This is a genomic window from Owariibacterium komagatae, assembly GCF_045865535.1.
Taxonomy (GTDB): Bacteria; Bacillota; Clostridia; order Oscillospirales; family Ruminococcaceae; genus Ruthenibacterium; species Ruthenibacterium komagatae.
Map to the genome: position 1 here is coordinate 1,788,963 of NZ_AP031406.1, position 20,997 is coordinate 1,809,959.

At 62.7% G+C, this 20,997-nt stretch carries 17 protein-coding genes; 5 read left to right on the forward strand and 12 right to left on the reverse strand.

The window, feature by feature from the left end:
- Position 1: 1 nt before the first annotated feature.
- The 3 genes from ACKTS9_RS08835 to ACKTS9_RS08845 all read right to left on the reverse strand — a co-directional run bounded on the left by ACKTS9_RS08835 (position 2) and on the right by ACKTS9_RS08845 (position 4,404).
- Entirely contained in the window at positions 2 to 922 is a 921-nt protein-coding gene (locus ACKTS9_RS08835; protein ID WP_349215332.1) for a carbohydrate ABC transporter permease, read from the reverse strand.
- 240 nt (positions 923 to 1,162) lie between these two features.
- Positions 1,163 to 2,665: a helix-turn-helix domain-containing protein gene (locus tag ACKTS9_RS08840; RefSeq protein ID WP_349215333.1), complete on the reverse strand. Its 1,503-nt coding sequence runs from the start codon at positions 2,663 to 2,665 to the stop codon at positions 1,163 to 1,165.
- A gap of 2 nt (positions 2,666 to 2,667) precedes the next feature.
- Positions 2,668 to 4,404, reverse strand: coding sequence for a sensor histidine kinase (locus ACKTS9_RS08845; RefSeq protein ID WP_407880250.1), 1,737 nt, complete (start codon positions 4,402 to 4,404; stop codon positions 2,668 to 2,670).
- Between the two features lie 144 nt (positions 4,405 to 4,548).
- Between ACKTS9_RS08845 and ACKTS9_RS08850 the strand changes: the two genes are divergently transcribed.
- The 4 genes from ACKTS9_RS08850 to ACKTS9_RS08865 all read left to right on the forward strand — a co-directional run bounded on the left by ACKTS9_RS08850 (position 4,549) and on the right by ACKTS9_RS08865 (position 8,998).
- On the forward strand, positions 4,549 to 5,526 hold the full coding sequence (locus ACKTS9_RS08850; protein ID WP_407880252.1) for an AI-2E family transporter: 978 nt from the start codon (positions 4,549 to 4,551) through the stop codon (positions 5,524 to 5,526).
- Between the two features lie 94 nt (positions 5,527 to 5,620).
- Positions 5,621 to 6,400 (forward strand): TatD family hydrolase, encoded by a 780-nt coding sequence (locus ACKTS9_RS08855; RefSeq protein ID WP_407880254.1) that lies wholly within the window; start codon positions 5,621 to 5,623, stop codon positions 6,398 to 6,400.
- Between the two features lie 38 nt (positions 6,401 to 6,438).
- Positions 6,439 to 7,770: an NCS2 family permease gene (locus tag ACKTS9_RS08860; RefSeq protein ID WP_407880256.1), complete on the forward strand. Its 1,332-nt coding sequence runs from the start codon at positions 6,439 to 6,441 to the stop codon at positions 7,768 to 7,770.
- Between the two features lie 55 nt (positions 7,771 to 7,825).
- A complete protein-coding gene (locus ACKTS9_RS08865; protein ID WP_407880258.1) occupies positions 7,826 to 8,998 on the forward strand; it encodes a M20 metallopeptidase family protein in 1,173 nt (390 codons plus the stop codon).
- Positions 8,999 to 9,047: 49 nt separating this feature from the next.
- Here the strand turns inward: ACKTS9_RS08865 and ACKTS9_RS08870 are convergent, their stop codons facing one another.
- The 9 genes from ACKTS9_RS08870 to ACKTS9_RS08910 form a co-directional block, all read right to left on the reverse strand.
- Positions 9,048 to 9,938: a LysR family transcriptional regulator gene (locus ACKTS9_RS08870; protein ID WP_407880261.1), complete on the reverse strand. Its 891-nt coding sequence runs from the start codon at positions 9,936 to 9,938 to the stop codon at positions 9,048 to 9,050.
- Between the two features lie 54 nt (positions 9,939 to 9,992).
- Positions 9,993 to 11,156: a TRAP transporter large permease gene (locus tag ACKTS9_RS08875; RefSeq protein ID WP_407880263.1), complete on the reverse strand. Its 1,164-nt coding sequence runs from the start codon at positions 11,154 to 11,156 to the stop codon at positions 9,993 to 9,995.
- A complete protein-coding gene (locus ACKTS9_RS08880) occupies positions 11,150 to 11,689 on the reverse strand; it encodes a TRAP transporter small permease (RefSeq protein ID WP_349215341.1) in 540 nt (179 codons plus the stop codon). Before ACKTS9_RS08880 ends, ACKTS9_RS08875 begins: the two co-directional genes overlap by 7 nt.
- A gap of 3 nt (positions 11,690 to 11,692) precedes the next feature.
- Positions 11,693 to 12,772 (reverse strand): TRAP transporter substrate-binding protein, encoded by a 1,080-nt coding sequence (locus ACKTS9_RS08885; protein ID WP_407880266.1) that lies wholly within the window; start codon positions 12,770 to 12,772, stop codon positions 11,693 to 11,695.
- A 50-nt stretch (positions 12,773 to 12,822) separates the two neighbouring features.
- Positions 12,823 to 14,190 (reverse strand): dihydroorotase, encoded by a 1,368-nt coding sequence (locus ACKTS9_RS08890; RefSeq protein WP_407880268.1) that lies wholly within the window; start codon positions 14,188 to 14,190, stop codon positions 12,823 to 12,825.
- Between the two features lie 15 nt (positions 14,191 to 14,205).
- Complete coding sequence (locus tag ACKTS9_RS08895; protein ID WP_407880270.1) at positions 14,206 to 15,735, reverse strand: nitrilase-related carbon-nitrogen hydrolase; 1,530 nt, start codon at positions 15,733 to 15,735, stop codon at positions 14,206 to 14,208.
- Positions 15,736 to 15,958: 223 nt separating this feature from the next.
- Positions 15,959 to 16,447 (reverse strand): dihydrofolate reductase, encoded by a 489-nt coding sequence (locus ACKTS9_RS08900; RefSeq protein WP_349215345.1) that lies wholly within the window; start codon positions 16,445 to 16,447, stop codon positions 15,959 to 15,961.
- A 10-nt stretch (positions 16,448 to 16,457) separates the two neighbouring features.
- Entirely contained in the window at positions 16,458 to 17,288 is an 831-nt protein-coding gene (gene thyA / locus ACKTS9_RS08905) for a thymidylate synthase (RefSeq protein ID WP_407880272.1), read from the reverse strand.
- Positions 17,285 to 19,798 (reverse strand): hybrid sensor histidine kinase/response regulator, encoded by a 2,514-nt coding sequence (locus ACKTS9_RS08910; RefSeq protein WP_407880274.1) that lies wholly within the window; start codon positions 19,796 to 19,798, stop codon positions 17,285 to 17,287. The genes thyA and ACKTS9_RS08910 overlap by 4 nt, the downstream gene beginning before the upstream one ends.
- A 110-nt stretch (positions 19,799 to 19,908) precedes the next feature.
- On the opposite strand from ACKTS9_RS08910, the gene ACKTS9_RS08915 reads away from it, so the two are divergent.
- Positions 19,909 to 20,997, forward strand: coding sequence for an HD-GYP domain-containing protein (locus tag ACKTS9_RS08915; RefSeq protein ID WP_407880276.1), 1,089 nt, complete (start codon positions 19,909 to 19,911; stop codon positions 20,995 to 20,997).

The window sequence follows — 20,997 nt, forward strand, 5'->3', positions numbered from 1 at the left end:
CTCAGACCGCGTCTTTTTTCTTGCGGCCGTAGAACAGAATGATCAGCACCAGCAGCACGCCGAACATCAGCATGGAAGACGCGGAGGCATAGCCGATCTTGAATTTCACAAAGCCCTCGGAATAAGCGAAGTAGGTCAGCTCCTCGGTGTTGTTGCCCGGGCCGCCCTGGGTCAGGGAGAACACCAGCGGAAAAATCTTCAGCCCCTCCACCACGCGGAACACCAGCACCATGCTCAGCACCGGGCGGATCAGCGGCAGCGTCAGATACCACAGCTCCTGCAAAAAGCCCGCGCCGTCGATGCGGGCCGCCTCAAAGGGGGACACGGGAAGCGAATCCAGCGCTGCGATCACAAACAGCACCACAAAGGGCATCCACTCCCACACGGACACCAGCACGATCACCCACCGGGCGGACACCGGGTCCGTCAGCCAGGCGGGGGCGTCCTGGATGCCCAGCCCGTACAGCAGCGCGTGCACACCGCCGTACTTGGGGATCAGCAGAATGCGCCAGATCAGGCCCGCAATCACCGGCGGGATCACCATGGGCATGACGATCAGCGCCTGCACCAGCCCGCGCAAATGCTTCATGCGCTGGATGGCCAGGGCCGCGGCCACGCCCAGCACCATCTGGATCAGCACGCCGAAGGTGACCATGAACAGGGTGTTTTTCACGGCGTTGCGAAAGCCCTTGTCCGTGAACAGGTTGATGTAATTCTCCAATCCGGTAAACCGGAACTGAGAGCTGGTCATCTTGTAGTTGGTGAAGGACAGGCCGAACAGGCTGGCCATGGGCAGCAACACCAGGATCAGCAGCGATAAAAACAGCGGCAGCAAAAACGCGATCTGCAGGTTGCGCCGCTCCGACTGCAGGGTGACACCTTTTTTGGGCCGTGCCGCCTGGGCCCGCCGTCCGATTTTCATGGCAAAGCTCCTTTCTGTGCGCCTGCGGGCGCATCGGTTCTCTTCCTCCTTATTATAAAAAAAAGCGCCGGGCGCTTGTATTTCAAACTTCACCAGAAATATGAATATCTTCCTATTCCGGCGCCGGAATAGCGCAAAGTTATGAGAAAACCCTAAAATCTTACGATTGCGGGTCATTGAGCCCTGCAAAAAAAGGCCGCCGCCCCGTGCTTTCGCACGGGGCGGCGGCCCGGGACCCGCTCAGCGGTTGAGCTTGCGGAACCGGTTGGGCGTGACGCCCGTCATGTCTTTGAACACCTTGATAAAATAGCTGGGGGACTCATACCCCACGTCCTCAGCGATCAGGTGGATGCTCTTGCCGGTGGTGGTCAGCATCCGCTTTGCATGCTCGATGCGCACGTCGGTCAGATACGAGCTGACCGACTTGCCCGTGCGCTCCTTGAACACGTTGCAGAAGTAGTTGGGGCTGAAGCCCGCCACCTCGGAGATGGTGTGCAAGGTCAGCTCGTTCATGTAATTCTGCTCGATGTAGGCCAGCACCCGCTGCATGCTCTCCTCGCCGGCGCTGCGCTGCACCAGGTCCCGGCACTGGCAGATCAGCCGGCACAGCCACTCGGTCAGATCGTCCAAAAACAAAATGGAACCGATCTCCGCGATGGGGTTGGTGTCCTGCAGCTGGGGTGCGCTCTCGCAGCACACCTGGGCGTGATGGATCACCGCTTCCGCCACGGCGTTGAACAGGCGGCGCAGCCGGTCGATGTCCTCCACCGAGTACCGGTCGCTGCCGGAGCGCACCCCGTCGATCAGCCCCTTCAGCCGGTTCCATTCGCCGGCCTTCACAAACTGATACGCCTGCTGGGTGGCGGTTTGAAAATCCATGCCCGGCTCCCGGCTGTCCTCTTCGTACACGCACACGCAGCCCGGCCCGCGAAAAAACCGCAGGCGGGCCGCCTCGCAGGCGTGGGAAAAGGCCAGCCGCACCTCTTCGGCGCTGCGGGCGGGGCCGTCCATGCCCAGGGAGAAGGGCGCGCCGTCTCCGCCGGTGCACGTTTGCAGGCGGGCGGCCAGCTCCGCGCACTGGGCGCCGCCCTCGTCCGCCACCAGGGCGGCCACCACCCGGTCGCTGATGACGTACATGCCGGCCCGCAGGCCCAGCCCCGACAAAATCGCCTCCGCCTCCCGGGCCCAGCCCTGGCCGGCGGGCCGGCCCGGGGCGTCCTGGCAAAACACCAGACACCACACCCGGCCGGCCCGGCGCTGCATCTCCCGGTCCAGCGCGGCGTCGGTCTCGGGCCAGCCGCCGCTGATGATCTGGCCGATCTGCACGGTGCCGAACCCCCAGAAGCGCGCCGCGGGCCGGTCGCCACCGGCCAGGCGCGCGCCCACCCGGCGGGTCACCTCCAGCAGCTCCTCCTCGGTGATCTCCCCTTTCAGCAGATACTCCGCCGCCCCGAAGGACAGCCCCTTCTGCGCCAGGGAGAAATCCGCGTAATTGGACAAAATAATCACCTGGGTGCGCAAATCCCACTCCCGCAGGCCCTGGATAAAGGTCATGCCGTCCATGTCCGGCATAATCATATCCGTGATGACGATGTCCGCGCCCTCCCGGCGGCAGAACTCCAGCGCCTCGCGGCCGTTGGCCGCAAAGCCCGCCACGGTGAACTCCCGGTCGTGGCTCTCAAACACCAGCCGCAGCCACTTGCGCACGATCACGTCGTCGTCCACCAGCAAAATGCGAAGCATGCTCATTCCTCCTCCACAGGTATGGTGAACCACACCCGGCAGCCGGTGCCGGGCAGGTTCTCCGTGTGCAGCTGACTGTCCGGCCCGTAGTACAGGCGCAGACGCTCGTTTACATTGTGCAGCCCGATGCTGGCGCTGCTGCGCTGGGCGTTGACCCGCGCCGCGCGCACGTCAAACCCCGGCGGGAATCCGGCGCCGCTGTCCTGCACCTGCACGTGCAGGCGCCCGTCCTCCCGGCGCACCTGGATGGCGATGCGCCCGTGCAGCGCCCCGTTTTTCAGCCCGTGAAACAGACTGTTCTCCACCAGCGGCTGGATCAGCAGCCGGGGGATGGCGCAGGGCAGGGCCGCGGGGTCCACGCTGCACTTCACTTCGAAATTGTCATACCGGTGCTTTTGGATGGACAGATAGTTGCGCAGGTACTCCATCTCCTCCTCCACCGTCAGCATCTCCCGCTTGGGGTCCAGGTTAATCTTCAGCAGCTTGATGAGGCTGATGAGCACTTGGCTGGCGCTCTGGTTCTGGCCCATGTCGATGAGAAAGCGCACCACCGTCAGGGTGTTATACAGGAAATGGGGGTTGATCTGGGCGCGCAGAGCTTCCAGCTCATAGTTTTTCTTGGCGTTCTGCTCCTGCACCAGATTTTCAAACAGGCGTTTCATCTCCCCCAGCATCAGCAGGTAACCCCGGTTCAGATAACCGATCTCGTCGTCCCGCGCCACGTCCAGCTGCGGGGGCGTGAAATCCAGGCTCTCCAGGCTGCGCATGCTCTCCACCAGCGTGAGAATGGGCCGGGACAGCGCCCGGTACAAAAACCACACAAACAGCCCCGCCAGCACCAGCACCAGCACAAACAGCACGGGCATCACGCCCAGCACCTGCTGCAAAAACATGAAAAACGTGGGCAGGCGGATGGTCTGCACCACATACCAGGGTGTCGCCTCGTCCAGCAGGTACACCACCAGCGTGCTGCTGGTCAGCGACGTGTAGTAGCCCTCTTCGCCGCTGACCAGGTCCATGTCCAGCACCTGTTCCTGCTCCGGGTCCCGGCGCAGGTCCTCGGCCAGCACCAGCGTGCCATCCGGCCCGGCCAGAGAAATCTGCGTGGTGTCAGTGGCGTACAGGCTGAGATTGCCCGAGATGCTGCGCTTCATCACGCTGACCACCGCCATGCCCACGGGCTGGTTGGAATGGGTGTTCTTGATGAGCCGCAGCGCAAACAGCAGATGGGACGCGCCGGGCGAGATCTCGCGCCCGTCCACCCACAGAATGCGGCCGCCGGCCTGCCGCACCCGGGGGCCCCACTCGTCCGCGAAGGATCCGGCCAGAAAGCTGTGGGCAATGGTGGCGCTGTTGGCGTAGATGTACCGGTTCCCCTGCAGGTCAAACAGGTCGATCTGATACATGAAATAGGGGTTGGGCGCGATCTGGCCGGAATAATATCGCTGCATCCGGGCCTGATTGTTTCCCTGAGGTCCGGACAGGATCTCCTGGATCTCCGTCTCCAGATACATGTTGTCCGTCAGCAGGGTCACGTTTTCCAGCTGGGTGTTCAGGTCCGCCCGCACATAGGCGGTGCTCTGCAGCGCAGAATCGGCCAGGCCGTTCACATAGTAGCGGAAGTACACATAAAAGGTCCCGAAGGACACCAGGAGCATCAGAAAGAACACTCCCAAAAACAGCCAGATCAGAATTTTGCGGTAAAAATGTGTTTTGTAAGGTGCCGTTTTCTCCTTCACGCTCTCACCCCGTCCGCGCGTTTGTTCTTTTATTTATAATTTATACCATTCCACCCCGAAACACAAGCGCGGAAAATCCCGCCGCGGCATGGTGTTTTTTCACAGCTTCCTGAATAATGAAGAAAAACGCGAAAGGAGACCGCTGTGAACAAGGAAAACAAATGGCAGGTGACCGGGCGTGTGGCCTCCAACCTCATCGTGGTATTTGCCGGCGTGGCCTTCTACATGGCTCTGTCCAACTTCGACGCCCTGCGCGCCCAGCTGCGCGCCTGGCTGGGCATTCTCTCGCCCTTTGTGTGGGGCCTGGTCATCGCCTACCTGCTGGACGCGCCCGTCCGCTTTTTTGAAAGCAAGCTGGGCGGCCGGCGCAAACTGAGCATCCTCATCTCCTATGTGCTGGCCTTCCTGGTGGTGGGCTTTCTGCTGCGCATGGTGCTGCCCCAGATCGGCAACGGGTTCATCAGCGCCGTCACCGCCCTGATCTCGTCGGTGTACATGCTCATGGGCAAGGACCGGCTGCTGCGCCAGCTGCGCAAGGCCGTGCTGGCGTTGCTGCCGCTGCCCCGGGCCCGCAGCGTGCTGGAGGTGTGCTCCCGCGCCAACCGGGTGTTCGGCGGGTTCATCATCGGCAAAATCATCGACAGCAGCATCATCGGGGTGCTGTGCTTTGTGTGCATGACCCTGCTGCGCCTGCCCTTTGCGGTGCTCATCAGCGTGATCGTGGGCGTCACCAACATCATCCCCTTTTTCGGCCCCTTCATCGGCGCGGTGCCCAGCATTCTGATCCTGCTGATCGTGGACCCCATCGCCGCGCTGAAATTCGCGGTGCTCGTGCTGCTGCTGCAGCAGTTTGACGGCAACATTCTGGGCCCCAAAATCCTGGGCGATTCCACGGGCCTTTCGGCGCTGTGGGTGCTGGTGGCCATCATCGTCAGCGGCGGGCTGTTCGGCTTCGCGGGCATGGTGGTGGGCGTGCCGGTGTTCGCGGTGCTGTACGCGCTGGCCAGCAGCTTTTTCGCCCGCCGCCTGTGGGAAAAGGCATCGACGAAGAGGGCAATCCCCTGCCTCCGGCCAACGCTTCCTGAGCCGTTTTTTTCCGGTTTTTTTGTCAAACCCCGTTGATTTTTGGCGTTCGCTCTGGTATTCTAATGAAGTAAAGTATCCGAGGCCGCATCCTTGACCGATGCGCCTCTTTTCTTTTTGGGAGGGAAGGAACATGCAGTATCCGCTCAGCGACGTACATACCCATTACGACGAAACCGTGTTCGACGCGGACCGCACCGCCGTTTTGAACGCCATGCGGGACAGCGGCGTGCAGCTGATCGTGAATTCCGGTTCCAGCGTGCCGTCGTCCCGGCGGTCGGTGGAGCTGGCCCGCAGCTTTGACTTCATGCGCGCCTCGGTGGGGGTGTTCCCGCTGGAGGCCTACACCGTGCCGGAGGGCTGGCTGGAGCAGATCGAAGCCCTGGCCCGGGACCCGAAGGTGGTGGCCATCGGCGAGATCGGGCTGGACTATTTTCTGCCGGACGCGGACCGGGAGGCGCAAAAGCGGGTGTTTGAACCCCAGCTGGAGCTGGCCGCGCGGCTGGGCCTGCCCGTGGTCATCCACGACCGGGACGCCGACGAGGACATGCTGGACATGCTGCGCCGCCACCCGGTGCCGGGCATGATCCACCGCTTTTTCAGCCAGGCGCAGTACGGCTTTGCCTTCCTGGACATGGGCCTGAGCCTGGGCATCGGCCCGGCCATCACCTATCCCAACGCGGGGCACCTGGTGGAAGTGGTGCGCGCCATGCCCCTGGACCGGCTGCTGCTGGAGACGGACTGCCCGTTTCTGCCCACCTGCTCCCATGAGGGGCAGCGCGCCACGTCGGACATGCTGGCCGAAGTGGCCGAGACCATTGCCCGGGTGCGGGGCGACGTCAGCGCCGCCGAAGTGGCGTCCATCGCGCTGGCCAACGCCAAACGCCTGTTCCATCTGGACGAATCCCTCTGATTCAGAGGATTCAGATAAAAAGAGGAGGAATCTCATCCATGAAAAATCTGCTTGAGCGCCGGTTCCGCATTCAGGAGCGCGGCTCGTCCATCAGCACCGAGCTGATCGGCGGCGCCACCACCTTTGCGACCATGGCGTACATCCTGGCCTACATGACCTCGGCCATGTCCGCCGCGCCCGGCATCAACCTGACGGGCGTTCTGCTGTGCACCTGCCTGCTGACGGCGGTTTCCACCATCGCCATGGGCCTGATCGCCAACGTGCCCATCGTGCTGGCGCCGGTTCTGGTCATCCCCAACCTGGTGGCCGCCATGATCGCCGAAGGCACCGACTACGGCGTGGCTTTCGGCACTGTGGCCATCTCCGGCATCGCCTTTTTGCTGATCTCGGTGTTCAAACTGCGGGAGCTGTTTGCGGAGAGCCTGCCCAAGAACATCAAAATCGGCATCGGCGGCGCCGTCGGCCTGCTGATCGCCCGCATCGGCCTGAACTCCTGCGGCCTGGTCACTCCGGAAGTCAGCGGCTTTGCGGACTTCAGCCAGCCCAGCGTGCAGCTCAGCGTCATCGGCCTGGTTCTGGCTTTGTTCCTGAGCTATGTGGAATTTGACTATCACGGCCGCCGTGTGAAAATCAAGGGCGCGCTGCTGATCTCCATCGTGCTGACCACCATCATCGGCATTTTCATGGGCGTGGTCACCCTGCCCGAGAGCATCTTCACCTCCGGCGCCATCAGCTCCATCGGCGACATGGCCTTCAAGGTGGACATTCTGGGCGCGCTGCGTCTGGAGTACCTGCCCTTCATCATCATGCTGCTGATCAACGACTTCTTCGGCACCATGGGCACGGGCTTCGCCATGGCCAACAAGGCCAACCTGCTGGATGAGGACGGCAACTTCCCCGCCTTCGGCAAGGTGTTCCTGGTGGACGCTTCCTCCACCATCGCCGGCTCTCTGTTCGGCATCACCACCATCAGCTGCTTTGCCGAGTCCGCCGCCGGCGTGGAGTCCGGCAGCCGCACGGGCCTGTCCAACCTGAGCACCGCCTTCTTCTTCCTGCTGTGCATGCTGTTTGCCCCCCTGTTCCTGATCATCCCGGGCGCGGCCACCGGCTCGGCCCTGGTGGTGGTGGGCATCTCCATGCTGGAGACCCTGCGCGGCATCGACTTTGAGCCCGTGGAGTTTTTGCCTGTGGCCGTGATGCTGCTGGTCACCGCCTACATGTTCGACTACGTGGGCGGCATCGCGCTGGGCATGTTCACCTATCTGGTCATCAGCGTGCTGCGCGCCATTCTGCGCAAAAACGCATCCTACCTGCCCAAGTGGCCGGCCTGGGTGCTGGGCGTTCTGATGGTCCTGTACTTCGTATTCTGATGCATTCCCATGGCCGCCCCGGCGGGGCGGCCTTTTTTTGCAAGGAGGTTTTGTTATGAGCGAGCTTCACAATCGGGTCCTGGCGGCCAAAGACCGGCTGATCGAGGACCGGCGCTGGCTGCACCGGCACGCCGAGCTCTCCTGGAAGGAGACCGAGACCGCCGCTTATCTGGAGAACGCGCTGGCCGAGATCGGCGGCCTGACCCTGTCCCGCCCCACGCCCACCAGCGTGATGGCCGTGCTGCGCACCGGCCGGCCCGGCCGCACCGTGGCCATCCGGGCGGACATTGACGCGCTGCCCATCCACGAGGAAAACGAGCTGGAATACCGCTCCATCCATCCCGGCGCCATGCACGCCTGCGGGCACGACGGCCACGCGGCCATTCTGCTGAACGCGGTGCGCCTTGTGTGTCAGGACGCGGCCCGCCTGGGCGGCGAGGTGCGCTTTATTTTCCAGCACGCCGAGGAAACGCCCCCGGGCGGCGCGGTGGAAGTCATCGCCGCAGGCGTGCTGGAGGGCGTGGACGAAGTGTACGGCCTGCACCTGACCAGCATTCTGCCCACGGGCCATTTCGGCGTGTGCCCGGGGGTGCTCACCTCCAGCACCGACCGCTTTGACGTGACCGTGCAGGGCAAGGGCGGCCATTCCTCCATGCCCCAGGAGTGCGTGGACCCGGTGGTGACCGGGGCCGAGCTCATCAGCGCGCTGCAGACGGTGGTGTCCCGCTCGCTGGCGCCGTCGGACGCGGCGGTGCTGTCCGTGTGCCGGGTGCGCGCGGGCGAAGCCTACAACGTCATTCCCAACACCTTCGAAGTGACCGGCTCGGTGCGCACCTACGACGAGGGCGTGCGCGCCAAAGTGGAGCAGCGCATCCGCACCCTGGCCCAGGGCATCGCGGCCGCCCACGGGGCCTCGGCGCAGGTGGCCTATTCCCGGGGATACGACTCCATCGTCAACGACCCGGAGCTGACCCGGATGGGCCGGGCCCTGATCGCGGACACCTTCGGAGAGGCGTACGTGGCGGACCTGTCGCCCATCGCCCCGGGGGACGACTTCTGCTATTACAGCCAGAAGTGCCCGGGCTTCTTTGTGGAGCTGGGCGCGGCCAACCCGGCCGTGGGCAGCGACGCGCCCCATCACAACCCCCGCTACCGGCTGGACGAAGAGGCGCTGGCGTACGGCCTGGAGTACACGGTGGCTCTGCTGGAGAGCCGTCTGGCCCTGTAAAAACAACAGCCCGGGCACGCTTTCAAAGCGTGCCCGGGCTTTTTTGCGCTTATTGCTGCGTTCCCGCGTTTTCCTGAATGTACTTCATAAAGGCCTGGGTCGCGAAGGACTGGTACTGGCCCTTTTGGGTGACCATCACCACATCCCAGGCGCTGGACGAATGGTCCAGCTGGATCTGGACCACGCCCGGCTCGGGGTACATGGCCAGAATGCGCCGGGGCAGCACGGAAATGCCCATGTTCAGCTTCACCAGCTGCACGGCAAAATCCCACTGGGTCACCTGCAGCAGCGTGCGCGGCTCAAACCCCGCCTCGCGGCAGCCGGCCACCACGTTGCTGGTGAGCATGTACTCGTCGCCCAAGAAGATGAACTTCTCGCTCTCCAGCTCCTGATAGCGCACGCTGGTCCGGCCGGCCAGCGGGTGGTTGGGCGGCACGATCAGCACGTTTTTGTCCGATACCACGTCGATCACGTCAAAGGCGTCCGCCATCACCGGGCGAATGGTCAGGCCCAGGTCCAGCTTGCCCCGGTACACACGCTCCTGAATGTTTTTGGCGCCGTGCTGGTCGATGGCCAGCTCCACGCCGGGGTATTTCTGCAAAAACCCGTCGATCAGCCCCGGAAACACACAGGTGCCGATGATGGGCGGGATGCCGATGCGGATCACCCCGGTCTGCAGCGTGGTCAGGTCCCGGATCTCGTTGTACAGCGCGTCGTACTGCTCGATCAAAAGCTGCGCCTTCTGGTACAGCCGTTTGCCGTAGTCCGTCACCTGCACTTTTTTGCCCACCAGGCAGAACAGCTCCACACCCAGCTTTTCCTCCAGGTTTTTCATGGATTTGCTCAGCGTCGGCTGGGACACATACAGCCGCTTGGACGCCTCGGAAAAGCTCTGCACGTCCGCGATCGCCATGAAATACTTCAGTTGCTTGATATCCATACGGCCACCATCCGTTTTCTTTTATCGTAACCCAAACGGCGGCCAAAAGTCAATTTACGGCATCTGATTTGGCAGCCACAGGCTGATCTGCGGGAACAGGTTCACCAGAACCAGCACGCCCAGCATCATAACGATGTAGGGCCACAGCGGTTTGACCACCTTTTCAAAGGGCCGCTTGAAGGTGCCCACGGACACGAAGATGTTCAGGCCGAAGGGCGGCGTCAGCATGCCGATGGCGCAGCACAGCACCACGATCATGCCCAGGTGCAGCATGTCCAGGCCGATGACCTGTGCCATGGGCAGCACCAGCGGGGTCAGCACGATGACGATGGAGTTGGGGTCCATGAACATGCCCGCCACCAGGAACAGGGCGTTGATGATGAGCAGGACCACATAGGGCGAGGTGCCGCTGGTCAGCGCCACGATGCTCTGGGGCACCTGGGCGGCCGTCAGAATCCAGGACAGCAGGCTTCCCGCGCCGATGAGGATGAAGATCATGGCCACCATGCGGCCGGACGTCACGCCGATCTCAAACACTTCCTTGAAGGTGATGGACCGGTAAATGAACAGCTCCACGATCAAAACATAGGCCACCGCCACAGCCGCGGCCTCGGTGGGGGTCATCACGCCGGCGTAGATGCCCAGCAGGATGATGAGGGGCAGACCCAGCGCCCAGATGGCCTTTTTGGTGGCATCCAGCACCTCGCGGAAGGTGGCGGGTTTCTGCCGGGGAATTTTGTTTTTGATGGCGTCCACGCACACATACAGGCTGAACACAATGGCAACCACCACGCCCACGGACAAGCCGGACATGAACAGCTTGCCCACGGACGCGCCCGAGGACACGCCGTACAAAATCATGGCGATGGCCACAATGGCGGCCGGGCCGGCGCCGGAGATGGCGCCGAAGATGGTGCAGGTCACAACGGTGGTGATGGCCAGGCCGCCGGGCAGATGGCCCACCAGACGGTTGGCGAAGTTCACCAGTTTGTGGCCGATGTCGCCCTTGGACATAATGTCCGCCGCGTACATGAAAAACGGGATGGACAGCAGGGAGAACGTGTCAATGCCGCCCACGATGCGCTGGATGGCAAGGCCCATGTCCATGCCGGGGAAACTCATGGGCAGCGCCACCAGGCAGGCCACCACCATGGACATGAAGATGGGCACGCCCAGCACCAGCAGCACAAAGAACAGAACGCCGCAAATGGCTAACATGCCGCTTCCTCCTCTCCTGTTTCCTGAGCAGCCTTTTTCTTCAAAAGGCTGCCCAGTTTGCGCAGATACACATAACTCATCAAAAAGAATCCGATGCAGGTGGACAGATAGATCACCCAGATGGGAATGGCGATGGCGATGCTGGTGTTGCCGCCCTCAAACTGCGTGATGGTGAACTGAATGCTGATGACCGTCATGTACACGGACAGCGCCAGGCTGATCAGGCACACCACCAGCTGCTGCACCTGTTTGGCCTTGCCCTTGAGCATGTTGGGCAGCAGGTCCACGCACACATGGCCGTCGTACCGGGCGCAGGAGCTGATGCCGAAGAAGGTCACCCACACGATGATGTAGCGGGACAGCTCTTCCGACCACGCAAAGGAGTGGTCAAAGAAGTACCGGGCCACCACGTTGGCGAACACGATGACGGAGATCAGCAGCAGGCCGATGCTCATGATGCAGTTCTCCACCTTTTCCGTGACGGAATCGATCTTGCCGAAAATGCCTTGCGGCGCTTGCTCTTTCTCTTTCATGGCTTATACCTCTCCGGTGATCTCCTTGCGCGCTGCCACGATGTCGTCGTAGATTTTTTCGCCCTCAGCGCCCTGGCTGGAACGTGCGAACTCCTGCACCGGCACCAGCGCTTCGCGCCAGGCGGCCTTCTGCTCGTCGTTCAGCTCGTGGATCTGGGTCTTGCCGGTGTCCAGAATCAGCTGGGTGTCTTTTTCGATCAGGGCCAGGGTCTCGTCCAGGCATACGCGGGCGCCCTGTTTTACGCCTTCGTTGATGGCTTCCTGCACGTTGGCGGGCAGGCCGTCGTACCAGGCTTTGTTGAACATGACCACCTGGTCCAGGCCGGAGTGGTTGGTGATGGTGATGTCGGTCTGCACCTCGTGGAACTTCATGTCATAAATGGTGTCGATGGGGTTCTCCTGGCCGTCGATGGCCTTGTTCTGCAGTGCGCCGTAGGTCTCGCCGAAGTCCATGGTGATGCCGGTGGCACCCAGCACTTCCGCCTGTTTGAACAGAATGGGAGAGTTCATGACGCGGATCTTCAGGCCGTTCATCTCAGAGGGGTCCAGCAGGGGTTTGTTGGCGGACCACTGTTTGTAGCCGGTCTGCCACAGGCCCAGGGTCAGAATGCCCTTTTCCTGGGTGGTGTCCAGCAGCGCCTTGATGGCGTCGGACTGATACAGCTCAAACAGCTGTTCGGGGTCTTCCGGCAGCAGATAGGGGGTGTCCAGCAGAGTCAGCATGGGCACGGTGCCGCCCAGATACGAGGTGGGGACCACCACGCACTCGATGGTGCCGAACTGCGCGCCTTCCACCTGGTCGCGCTGGCCGCCCAGCTGCGACGAGGGATAGATCTGGCACTCCACCTGGCCGTCGGTCATTTCTTCCACCACTTCGGCCAGCTTCTGGCAGGCCAGGTCGCGGGCACTGCCCGGCGAGGACACGTGGCTGATCTTCATGACGATCTTATCGCCGGTGTTCCCGGCGGGCGTGGACGCCGTCTCACCGGTGGATGCCGTGGATGCGGCGCCGCCGCCGCAGGCAGTCAGCAGGGACAGGGCCGTTACCAGTGCGGCCACAACGGACAACAAACGCTTTTTCATCACAATACTTCCTCCTTATTCTGTATGTATGCCAAGCATCTTCTTTCCACTTATTTCAGGCAGGACCGAATGCGCCGCACAAACCGGCCGTATCCGGGTTTGCCCACAAAGCGGCCGTCCTCGGCCACCAGGGTGCCGCGCACGAACACTTTTTCCGGCACGCCTTTCAGCACGCGCCCGTTGAAGGGGGACCAGCCGCACTTGGACACAATGTCCTCGTTGCGCACCTGTTTTTCCCGCTGCAGGTCCACAATGACCAGGTCCGCGTCGGCGCCGGGGTTCAAATGGCCTTTGCGGGGGTACAGGCCGTACACTTTGGCCGGGTTTTCACACATGCATTCCACCACCCGGTTGATGGTGGTTTTGCCCTTGGCCGCGCCGTCCAGCATCAGCCGCAGCGAGGTCTCCACGCCGGGAATGCCGTTGGGTGCGTCCCAAATGTTTTTCTCGCCGGGCTCCTTCTGCTCTTTGGGGTACGGGCAGTGGTCGGAGCCGATGGTGGTCACCAGGCCCAAATCAAACAGCTTCCACAGCTGCGCCTGTTTTTCGGCGGTGTTCATGGGCGGGGTAAACTTGGCCCAGGGGCCCAGCCGCTCCAGATCTTCCACCGTCAGGTTGAAATAGTGGGGGCAGCTCTCGGCGTAGATCTCGTAGCCCTCTTCCCGCGCGGCCCGGATCTGCTCCAGCAGTTCCGGCTGGCTGACGTGGGCGATCACCGTGCGGCAGCGGGTGGCCTTTGCCACCGAGATCACCGTCTGCACCGCCACATATTCCGCCAGTTTGGAGCGCCACTCGTACTGGGAGTGATAATCCGTGCGGCCCGCGGCCCGCAGCGTCTCTTCGTTGTACTGGCAGATGCCGTCGTCCTCGCAGTGGATCAGCACCGTGCCGCCCAGGCGGGCCACCTCGGTCATGCTGCGCATCAGGAAGGCCGAGTGCATGGCCTTCACGCCGTGCAGATTGCAGGTGAAGGTCTTAAAGCCGGTGATGCCCTCGTTCCACATGGCTTCCAGCTCTTCCACGTTGTCGGGCGAGATGCCGCCCTTCAGGCCGAAGTCCACGCAGGATTTCTGGTTCAGATAATCGATTTTCTCCAGCAGCGGTCCCACCGAATAGACCGCGGGGGTGGTGCGGTGATGGTCCACCACTGTGGTGATGCCGCCCACCGCCGCCGCCATGGTGCCGGTGGTGAAGTCCTCCCGCTCGGTAAAGCCGGGGTCCATCATGTGGGTGTGGCCGTCCACGCAGCCGGGCATCACGTACTTGCCCTGCGCGTCCACCACCTGGTCCGCCTCGGCTCCGCTGCCCGGGGCCAGCAGCGCCAGCACCTTTCCTTCACGGATGAGAATGTCCGCCGGGGTACAGTTTTTGGAACTGACCACCACTGCATTTTGAATCAACAGATCTCCTCGTTCCATCTTTTCAACTCCTTTTCACTCTGTCATTGATTTGTAAAAATCCGGGATTCTTCCGTCCAGAATGTGCGTTCCCGGAACCACCGTCTTGCATTTGCTCAAAGCCAGGTTCACCATGCCCGCGCCGATCTGCTCGGCGGTGAAAAACGTGGTGAACAGCTGTGCTCCGTCGGGCGAAACCGCGTAGCTGCGTCCCTTCTCACCGGCGGGGCCGCTGCGCAGCACAAACATCTTGTTTTCGGCCGCCCGGGTCTGCGCCAGCGCAAAGTCCGGGGTGCCGCCCTGGGCGTCAAACCACAGAACCAGGTCCGCGCCCTCCAGCATGGCCACCCGGGCCAGCTCGGGCACCGCCATCTCGCCGTCAAAGACCGCCGCCGCCCGGCATCCGGGCCACAGCTCCGCCGTGCGGATGGGCGAATCCGCACCGGGCAGGTGGGTGGGCAGCAGCCGGTCCGCTTCGCCGGTGTGCCGCAGCACGCGGGCGCCCCGTTCCGGTCCCTGGCCCCAGTCCGCCACGGCCACGTCCCCTTCCCCCAGCGCCGCGCACAGCGCCGCGGTGTCTTCCGGGCTCAGCGCAAACCCGCGGGCCGCGGGCAGCACCATCAGCCGGGCATCCATCATGCGGCACAGCTCCAGCGCGCCGCAGGCTTTTTCCACATATTCCCGGGGCGTGTCCGCCTCAAAACGGACCAGCGCCGCGAACAGTTCCGCGTCCGCAGGGTCCCGGGGCAGCTGCGGGCGGGGCGTGTGCCCATTGCACAGCGCGCCGTACAGCTCCGGCCGCCGTCCCTGCAACGGCAGGGGCTCGGCCGGCTCCACATCCCACACCAGGATCTCCTCTTTGTCGGGCGAGCACTGCGCCACGATCTCGCCTTCGGCCGAAGCGATGAAGCTGCGGCCCAGGCAGCACACGGCGCCGCTCTCCAGCCCGGCCTTGTCACACACGGCAACGGGCACACCGTTTTCCCAGGCGCGGATGGGCAGGATAAACTGATACTGCTGGTTGGACAGCTGCGCCAGCGCCGCGGCCGAAGCCACCAGGTTCACCGTGTCCAAAATCATCTGGGCGCCTTGCAGCCGCAGCATGCGGGCAATTTCGGGAATGCGTCCGTCCGCACAGATCATCACGCCCATGCGGCCGTAAGGTGTGTCGAACAAGAAGGACGTGCGCCCTGCGGTGAACCACTTTCCGTCAAAGTGCCACAGGTTGGACTTGGCCGCCCGGCCCAGCTGCGTGCCGTCGGGCCCCAGCGCCACCGCGCCGTTTTCCAGCGTGCCGTCTTCCCCGGGCAGCGCCGCGCCCATCACCACGTACACGCCGCGGCGGCGGGCCAGCTGGCCCAGCTCTTCCAGCAGCGAGGGCAGCCGCTGCAAAAACCGGCGCTCCGGGTCCCGGCCGATCATGTAGGCCGGGTAGGCGCATTCCGGCAGCAGCACCAGCTGCGCACCCTGTTCACAGGCCTGCTCTGTCAGCCGAAGAATCCGCTGCGCGGTCTCCTCATACGCTTCCATGGGCGCGGCCATCATCTGTACCAGTCCCAGTTTCACGCGATTCCCTACTTTCTATGTAAAATAGTTATTGGTTTTCCGTGTTTCCTGTAGTCATAATAGCATATGGAAATACTTGTTGGCAATATAAACAAAACAAATAAACCATTCATATTAATTATTGTTTAAATTACTTTTAGGCATAAAGAAACAGGAGGCCAAAAGCCTCCTGTTCTCTTCCCACAAAAAACCCGGCAGCGGTTCCGCTGCCGGGTCCTCCTGTTTATTTGCGCACATAGGTGCAGAAACGATACCGCAGGCCCTCGTGCTCTTTTTCCTCGCTCTGGCTGTCCAGCACCCAGTCCTCCCGCCGGTCCAGGTCGGGGAAGAAGCTGTCGGCCTCGGCCTCGGCGTCCACCCGGGTCACATAGGCCTTGTCACAGTCGTCCAGCAGCAGGCGGTAGATCTGGGCGCCGCCCATGACCATCACCTGGTCGCCGGGCACATCCGCCACGGCGGCGCGCACCTCGTCGGGGGTATGGCACACCAGGGCGCCCTCCACCTGCAGGTCCGCGTCCCGGGTCAGCACAATGTTGCGCCGGTTCTTCAGGGGCCTGCCCCCGGGCAGGCTGGCCAGGGTCTTGCGGCCCATCACCACGGTTTTTCCCTGGGTGCTGGTGCGGAAAAACTTCATGTCCTCGGGGATGGAAAACAGCAGATCGCCGTTTTTTCCAATGCCCCAGTTTTTGCTCACGGCTACGATCAGTTCCATGGGCTCCTCCTTATTCCGCCACGGGGATCTTCTCTTCCAGGGTGTGGAAGCGGTAATCCTCCAGCTTGAAATCCTCCGGTGTGAAGGCGTAGAAATCGGTCACGTCCGGGTTGATCCACAGCCGGGGCGCGGGATACGGCTGGCGCTCCATCAGCTTTTTCACAATGTCCACGTGCCGGTCGTAGATGTGCGCGTCCGCGATCACGTGCACCAGCTCGCCCGCTTCCAGGCCGCTGGCCCGGGCAAACATGTGCACCAGCACCGCGTACTGGCACACGTTCCAGTTGTTGGCGGTGAGCATGTCCTGGGAGCGCTGGTTCAAAATGGCGTTCAGCGTGTTGCCGGACACGTTCAGCGTCAGGCTGTAGGCGCAGGGGTACAGGTTCATCTCGTGCAGGTCCGCGTGCACGTAAATGTTGGACAGGATGCGCCGGGAGGCCGGGTTGTGCTTCAAATCGTACAGCATCCGGTCCACCTGGTCGAACATGCCTTCCCGGTACTGGTGCTTGACCCCCAGCTGGTAGCCGTACGCCTTGCCGATGGTGCCGTCCGGGCCGGCCCACTGGTCCCAGATGTGGCTGTGCAGGTCCGCGATGCGGTTGGACTTTTTCTGCCAGATCCACAGCATCTCGTCCACGCAGGACTTGAAGGCCGTGCGCCGCACCGTCAGCGCCGGAAACTCCTTTTTCAAGTCGTACCGGTTCACAATGCCGAAGGTTTTCACCGTGTGGGCGGGGGTGCCGTCGGCCCAGCGGGGCCGCACCTCCAGCTGCGTGTCCCACACGCCGTTTTCCAGAATATCCCTGCAGTTGGCAAGGAACAAATCGTCTGCGTAACTCATGGTTCACTCTCCTGTCTGTTGGAAGGGGCTGCCAGCAGGCGGCCCAGCACCTGCTCCAGCACGTTGAAGTCGATGGGTTTGGAAATGTGCGCGTTCATGCCCGCCTGCTGGGTGCGGGCAATGTCCTCGGAAAAGGCGTTGGCCGTCACCGCGATGATGGGCACCGTGGCCGCGTCGGGCCGGTGCAGCGCGCGGATGGCCCGGGCGGCGGCACAGCCGTCCATCACGGGCATCTGCATATCCATCAAAACCGCGTCAAAATGGCCCGGCTCGCTGTTTTCAAACAGCTCCAGCGCCTGGCGGCCGTCCCAGGCCTGGGTCACCTCCAGATGGTGCATCTCCAGCACCGCGCAGGCAATCTCCATGTTGATCTCGTTGTCCTCGGCCAGCAGCACCCGCTTGCCGGTCATGTCCGCGGGCTCGTAGGAAGGGGGCGTCTCTTCGGGGCGGCGCTCCTCAGCCAGGCGCAGCGGCAGCGTCACCGTCACCGTGGTGCCCTTGCCCAGGGCGCTCTCCACCTCGATGCGGCCCTCCATCTGGCGCACCAGATCGTGCACGATGGGCATGCCCAGCCCCGTGCCCGCCACGTTGGCCGCGCCGAACCGGACTTCCCGTTCAAAGGGCACGAACAGCCGCCCCAGAAACTCTTTGCTCATGCCGGCGCCCGTGTCCCGCACCACAAAGCGGAAGTTGGGGTACCGGCTCTGGGTGTCGGCGAACTCCGTCACCTCAAAGTCGATGGAGTCCCCGGGCTTTGTGTACTTGAAGGCGTTGGACAGCAGATTGTTCAAAATCTGCTGCAGCCGCCGCCAGTCGCCCTCCACGGCCGTGTCCCGCAGGTCCGTCTTCCAGCGGAAGGTCCGCTGGCCGCCGTCCTGCAGGCTGAACAGCTCGGCGGTCTGGCGCAGGTTTTCGGCCAGGTCAAAGGGCTGGTGCACAATGTCCAGCTTGCCCTCTTCCAGCTTGGAGATCTCCAGAATGTCGTTGATCAGCCCCAGCAGCTGCTCGCCCGCGGCCCGCACCTTGCCCAGCGCCGCGCGGATCTTGTCCGGCTGGTCCACCTGGTCTTCCGCCAGCCTGGTCAGGCCCAGAATGGCGTTCAGCGGGGTGCGCATGTCGTGGGACATGCAGGAGAAGAACCGGTTTTTGGAATCGGCCATCTCCGTCACCGAGTGGATGGAGTTCTGCAAAAGCTCCATCCGGGCCAGATCGTGCTCCTTTTCCTCGTGCACGTCCCGGAAGCACAGTACCACCTTGCCCGGCTGCAGCGATTCGTCGTACAGCATCTGCACGTGCACCCAGCGGTACCGGCCGTTGAACAGCCGCTTGAAGTCGCCGCCGTAGTTGCGCACCCGCTTTTTCATCAGCTGGCGCATGTTCTCAATGTCAAAGCAGCCGCTGAACTCCTCGTAGGCCTCCGGCTCAATGACCTCGGCCAGCTTCTGCAGCAGCAGGGCGTAGTCGCCGGCGTTGCCCGCGTTCTCCCGCACGTAGTCCGAGCCCTTCAGCATCTCGTAGGTGCCCTGGTTCAAATCCACCTGATACAGCGCATAGTAGGAGTTGCTCAGCACCCCCACAATGGAGTTGTACAGGGCCGCGCTTTTTCGGCTGCGCCACTGGGACACCAGATACGCCGCCGAGGCCGCCGCAAACAGCCCCAGCAGCACCGCAAAGGGCAGCCACACCTTTCCGCTTTGGGCCAGCAGGGTGGAATAGGGGATGGTGATGATGGAGCACCACCCGTTCTCCATGGGATGATAATACACGCCCCGCTTGCGGCCGTCAATGCCCTGGGTGAAGGACTGATAGGACGTGTGCTCCCCGGCCTGAATCTCGTTGAACAGCTGGCTGATCTGCTCCTGAATCACCTCGGGGGATGCCTCGCCGTGAGCCACGTAGTACAGCAGCTGCCCCTGGGAATCGCACAGGTAATAGTGCCCCTCCTCGGGCAGCTCCTCCCGAATACCGCTGACGCCCAGCTGGTCGGAATAGATGTCCATGGCCACCACGTCCTGGGTGCCCCGCACCTGCTTTGCAATGGTGAACACGGGCTTTTGCAGCCGCACGTCAATGTATGCGTCCGTGTACACGATCCCGCCGCCGGCCTCGATGGCCTGCTGATACCACTGCGAGGCGGTGGGGCCGTAGTCCTCGTCGCCTTCCCAGTAGGTGGCGGCCACGATCTTGCCGTCCACCGAGGCGTAGATCTCAATTTCATCCAGCCCGGTCAGGTCCCTGGCGTACACCAGGTACTCCTGCATCCAGGCGGTGGTGTCCTCGGTGCGGTTCTGGGGCCGCATGGAGGCCTCCAGCGTGTCCAGCACCCACTGGTATTGTACAATGTTGTGCATCTCCTGGGCGGCCAGCCGCTTGGCGATCTCGGTGCCCATCACCTGTGCTTCGTCCAGCAGAATGCGGTTCATACTGAAAATATTGAAGCCCGCCACGCAGAGCATCGCCAGCACCAGCGTCAGCAGAACGTGCTTCCATTTTTTCTGTTTCCTGTTCATAAATCCTCCCGCGCGTATGTGCGCACCCCTATGATACCATGTTCCCGCGCGGCTGACAAATTCTTTTCTTTTTGGTATAATAATTCCAGTTGAAAAAGGGGGAATTTCCCATGGACGAGCCAAAATCACCGTCTTCCATGCTGAACACACTGCTCATCGTGGACGATTCGGAAATGAACCGTGCCATTCTGGCCGAGATTTTCAAACAGAGCTATTTCATTCTGGAGGCGGGCGACGGGGCCGAGGGCCTGCGCCTGCTGGAAGAGCACCGCAGCCAGGTGTGCGCCGTGCTTTTGGACGTGCAGATGCCTGTGATGGACGGCATGGAGATGCTGCGCCGGGTCAACGCGTCCTTTGCGCCGGACCGGCGGCCCCCGGTGTTTCTCATCACAGCCGAAGCGTCCCAGGTCAGCCGGGAGGCCTACCGCCTGGGCGTGATGGACGTGATCGAAAAGCCGGTGGTTCCCTACATCGTCACCCGGCGGGTGAACTCGGTGGTGGAGCTGTTCCAGAACCGGCGGGCACTGGCCCACATGGTGCAGCGCCAGGAAGAGGAGATCCGCCGCCAGACCCAGACCATCGTGGACCTGAACCGGGGCATGATCGAGGCCCTGGCCACATCCATCGAGTTCCGCAGCAGCGAATCGGGCCAGCACGTCCACCGCATTCACGACATCACGGGGCTGCTTTTGCGCCGCACCCGCCTGGGGGACGGTCTCAGCGAGGAGCAGATCCAGCACATCGCCCTGGCGTCCATCATGCACGACGTGGGCAAGATCGCCATTGCCGACGCCATTCTCAACAAACCCGGCCGCCTGACGCCCGCCGAGTACGAGATCATGAAGACCCACACGGTGCAGGGCGCCCGCCTGCTGGAGCGCATTCCCCAAATGCGCAGCCACCCCATTTTCCCCTATGCCTGCGACATTGCCCGGCACCACCACGAGCGGTGGGACGGCCGGGGCTATCCCGACGGGCTGCGCGGGGACGAGATCACCGTCTGGGCGCAGGCGGTGTCTATTGCGGACGTGTACGACGCGCTGGTCAGCAAGCGCATTTACAAAGACGCCTTCGGGGTCGAGCAGGCGCTGGAGATGATCCGCACCGGCGCCTGCGGGGTGTTCAGCCCGCAGCTGCTGGACAGCTTCTTCTCTGTGGAGCACGAGATCCGGCGTCTGTACCGGCGAAAGGAGAATTGA